At 73.3% G+C, this 4,219-nt stretch carries 4 protein-coding genes and 1 pseudogene; 1 reads left to right on the top strand and 4 read right to left on the bottom strand.

Annotation, left to right across the window (positions count from 1 at the left end):
* From GTW08_RS13730 to GTW08_RS13715, 4 genes and pseudogenes are all read right to left on the bottom strand, one after another.
* Window positions 1-158 (bottom strand): annotated as a pseudogene (locus tag GTW08_RS13730) (urease accessory protein UreF); the annotation flags it as partial.
* A complete protein-coding gene (locus GTW08_RS13725; RefSeq protein ID WP_073575029.1) occupies window positions 158-1,873 on the bottom strand; it encodes an urease subunit alpha in 1,716 nt (571 codons plus the stop codon). The gene GTW08_RS13725 and the pseudogene GTW08_RS13730, both read right to left, overlap by 1 nt.
* Entirely contained in the window at window positions 1,870-2,196 is a 327-nt protein-coding gene (locus tag GTW08_RS13720) for an urease subunit beta (RefSeq protein WP_073575028.1), read from the bottom strand. The genes GTW08_RS13725 and GTW08_RS13720 overlap by 4 nt, the downstream gene beginning before the upstream one ends.
* Window positions 2,193-2,495, bottom strand: coding sequence for an urease subunit gamma (locus GTW08_RS13715; RefSeq protein ID WP_020622559.1), 303 nt, complete (start codon window positions 2,493-2,495; stop codon window positions 2,193-2,195). Before GTW08_RS13715 ends, GTW08_RS13720 begins: the two co-directional genes overlap by 4 nt.
* A 249-nt stretch (window positions 2,496-2,744) precedes the next feature.
* Here GTW08_RS13715 and GTW08_RS13710 point away from each other — a divergent pair.
* Window positions 2,745-4,219, top strand: a 1,475-nt coding sequence (locus GTW08_RS13710) for a nucleobase:cation symporter-2 family protein (protein WP_161152000.1), incomplete at its 3' end; no start/stop codon positions are given.

Below are 4,219 nucleotides of genomic sequence, written 5' to 3'. Positions count from 1 at the left end.
CGGCCCGCGGTGCGCAGCCGCCCCCGCAGGAACGCGTGCAGCGACGCGACGTCGGTGACCAGCCCCCGCTCGGCGGCCTCCTCCAGCCCGCCGGAGTGCACGTGCCCGCCGCCGGGGAACCGGGCGTCGGCGAGCACCAGTGACGCGAGACCCGCCATCAGAACAGGAAGTACCGCTGCGCCATCGGCAGCTCGCTCACCGGCGCGGGCTCGACGACGGCGCCGTCGATCGTCACCTCGAACGAGTCCGGGTCGACGCGCACGTCCGGGGTGGCGTCGTTGCGCAGCATCCCGGCCTTGCGCACCGAGCGGGTGTCGGCCACCGGCACCGCGGGCGTCGCCAGCCCGAGCCGCTCGGGAACGCCCGCCTCCAGCGCCGACGGCGCCATGAAGGTGAGCGAGCCGAGCGCGGCGGGGGTGTGGGCGTAGCCGAACATCGGGCGTCCGTAGACCGGGCCGGGCGTGGGGATGGAGGCGTTCGCGTCGCCCATCTGCGCCCACACGGCGAACCCGCCCTTGAGGACGACCTCGGGGCGCACCCCGAAGAACTTCGGCTCCCACAGCACCAGGTCGGCGAGCTTGCCGACCTCGACCGACCCGACGTGCTCGGCGGCGCCGTGGGCGAGTGCGGGGTTGATCGTGTACTTGGCGACGTAGCGCTGCGCACGCAGGTTGTCCGCCCGCTCGGAGTCACCGGGCAGCGGGCCGCGGGCGGCCTTCATGACGTGCGCGGTCTGCCAGGTCCGGATGACGACCTCGCCGATCCGGCCCATCGCCTGCGAGTCGCTCGACATCATCGAGATCGCGCCCAGGTCGTGCAGCACGTCCTCGGCGGCGATCGTCGTCGGGCGGATGCGGGACTCGGCGAAGGCCAGGTCCTCGGGCACCGACGGGTTCAGGTGGTGGCACACCATGAGCATGTCGAGGTGCTCGTCGAGGGTGTTCACGGTGTGCGGGCGGGTCGGGTTCGTCGACGACGGCAGCACGTGCGAGGTGCCGACGACCTCGATGATGTCCGGGGCGTGCCCGCCGCCGGCGCCCTCGGTGTGGAAGGCGTTGATCGAGCGCCCGGCGATCGCGGCCAGTGTGGACTGCAGGAACCCGGCCTCGTTGAGGGTGTCGGTGTGGATCGCGGCCTGCACGCCGGTCTCCTCGCACACCCGCAGGCAGGCGTCGATCGCCGCCGGGGTGGTGCCCCAGTCCTCGTGCAGTTTGAACCCGCCCGCCCCGGCGCGCAGCTGCTCGTGCAGCGCCTCGGCCGAGACCGTGTTGCCCTTGCCCATCAGCAGCAGGTTCACCGGCTGGTGGTCCATCGCCTGCAGCATCCGGCCGATGTTCCAGGGGCCGGGCGTGACGGTGGTGGCCTTCGACCCGTCGACCGGGCCGGTGCCGCCGCCGAACAGCGTCGTGACCCCGGACGCGAGCGCGGTCTCGACCAGCTGCGGGCAGATGAAGTGCACGTGCGCGTCGATCGCACCGGCGGTGAGGATGCGCCCGTTGCCCGCCAGCACCTCGGTGCCGGGCCCGATCACCAGCGCCGGGTCGACCCCGTCCATCGTGTCGGGGTTGCCGGCCTTGCCGATCCCGACGATCCGGCCGTCCTTCACCCCGACGTCGGCCTTCACCACTCCCCAGTGGTCGAGCACGACGGCGCCGGTGATCACCAGGTCCGGGCAGTCCGCGGCCAGGACGGCCGCCTGCCCCATCGACTCCCGGATCACCTTGCCGCCGCCGAACATGACCTCGTCGCCGGACGCCGGGCCGCGCGAGCGATCCTCGGTGACCTCGATCAGCAGGTTCGTGTCGGCGAGCCGGACCCGGTCCCCGACGGTCGGGCCGTACAGGTCGGCGTAGCGCGCGCGGTCGATGGTCACTGCTCGTAGCTCCGCTCGTCGAGGGCGCCGGCCCGTTCCGCACGCAGACCGGGGACCCGGCGCGCCCCGGCGATCGGCACCAGCGTCACCTCGCGCTCCACACCGGGCTCGAACCGCACCGACGTCCCGGCGGGGACGTCAAGCCGGTGTCCCCACGCGGCGTCGCGGTCGAAGGACAGTCCGGGGTTCGCAGCGGCGAAGTGGTAGTGCGACCCGACCTGCACCGGGCGGTCCGCGGCGTTGACCACGGTCAGCGTCAGCCGGGGGCGGCCGGGGTGCAGCTCGACCGGCTCGGTGCCGACGAGGATCTCGCCGGGCGTCATGCGATCGGCCCGTGCACGGTGACGAGCTTCGTGCCGTCCGGGAAGGTGGCCTCCACCTGCACCGAGTCGAGCATCTCCGGGACGCCGTCGAGGACGTCGTCGCGGGTCAGGACCTCCCGGCCGCTGCTCATCAGCTCGCTGACGGTGCGGCCGTCGCGGGCGCCCTCCAGGACGTGCTCGGTGATCAGCGCGACCGACTCCGGGTAGTTCATCCGCAGACCCCGCTCGCGACGCCTGCGGGCGACGTCGGCGGCGACGTGGACGAGGAGCTTGTCGCGCTCGCTCGGGCTGAGGTGCATGCCCCGCATTGTGTCCGGACCCGGGTTGCGACGGGATTGCCGGGAGGTTCCGAACGGTGTCCCGCCGGGGGCCCGATGACCGGGTCGACTGTCGGAACCTACGAAAGCCCCGCGACGAGCGGCCCGGGGTTCGTCGGAGACGGCGGTGCCGGGCGGTCCCGGCCCGGGCGCATGGTGATGCAGGTCGCAATCCGGCCCCCTCCGCGCGCCCTGCCCCGTCACACCCTCCGGCTCCCATCGAGGTCACCGATGCGCCTGCGCCGATCCACCAGCCGAACCACCGATCCCGCCCGCCCCGTCCACCCGGTCGACCGGGTGCCGCCCGCCGGACGGCTCGCCGTCTACGGCATGCAGCACGTGCTGGCGTTCTACGCCGGCGCCGTCGTCGTGCCGATCCTGCTCGCCAACGCCATCGGTCTCGACGAGCGCCAGCTCATCCACCTGATCAACGCCGACCTGTTCACCTGCGGCATCGCCTCGATCCTGCAGTCGGTCGGGATCGGCCGGATCGGGGTGCGGCTGCCGCTGCTGCAGGGCGTCACGTTCACCGCGGTCTCGCCGATGATCGCGATCGGGCTGGCCGCGGGTGGTGGCACCGCCGGGCTCACCACCATCTACGGCGCGGTGATCGTCGCCGGGCTGGTGACCTTCCTCGCCGCGCCCTACGTCGCGCGGCTGCTGCGCTTCTTCCCGCCGGTCGTCACCGGCACGGTGATCACCGTGATCGGGCTGGCGCTGCTGCCGGTCGCCGCGACCGACGCCGTCGGCGGCGCGAACGCCCCCGACCCCGGGAACCCGCTGTACCTCGGGCTCGCCCTCGGCACGCTCGCGGTGATCGTGCTGATCCAGCGGCTGTTCCGCGGTTTCCTCGCCACCGTCGCGGTGCTCGCCGGGCTCGTGCTCGGGACGCTGGCCGCGGTGCCGTTCGGTCTGGTCGACCTGTCCGCGGTGGGGGAGTCGGACTGGGTCGGGGTCACCACGCCGTTCCACTTCGGCTGGCCGCAGTTCTCGCTCGCCGCGATCCTGTCGATGATCGTCGTCATGATGATCACCGCGGTCGAGACGACCGGTGACGTGATCGCCACCGGCGAGATCGTGGACAAGAAGGTCGGGCCGGACGACGTCGCCCGCGCCCTGCGCGCCGACGGCGCCGCCACCACCCTGGGCGGTGTCGTCAACTCCTTCCCCTACACCTGCTTCGCCGAGAACGTCGGCCTCGTCCGGCTCACCCGGGTCTCCAGCCGCTGGGTGGTCGCCGCCGCGGGCGGTTTCATGATCCTCATCGGGCTGGTGCCGAAGGCCGGGGCGCTGGTCGCGGCCGTGCCGCACCCGGTGCTGGGCGGGGCGGCGCTGGCGATGTTCGCGACCGTCGCCGTCGTCGGGATCCAGACGCTGTCGCGGGTCGACTTCCGCGACCACCGCAACGTCGTCGTGGTCGGGTCCGGGCTCGGGGTCGCGCTGTTCGTGACCGTGCAGCCGGACGTGGCGCAGGCTCTGCCACAGTGGGCGGGCATCGTGCTCGGCTCCGGGATCACCGCGGGCAGCGTCGTCGCGATCGGGCTCAACCTGCTGTTCTTCCACACCGGGCGCCGCCGCGGCGCCGCCCCCGCGACGGCCGGCGGGGACACCGTGACCTTCGACCGGCTCGCCGGCGCCGACGCCGGGGAGTTCGCCGCGGTCCTCGGGCGGCTGTTCGAGGGCCCGACCGCGGTGCCCGGGCGGGT

Source organism: Pseudonocardia sp. SID8383 (assembly GCF_009864975.1).
GTDB classification, from domain to species: domain Bacteria; phylum Actinomycetota; class Actinomycetes; order Mycobacteriales; family Pseudonocardiaceae; genus Pseudonocardia; species Pseudonocardia alni.
The sequence above is the reverse complement of the archived record's forward strand: the minus strand, read 5'-3'. Positions and strand labels throughout refer to the sequence as shown.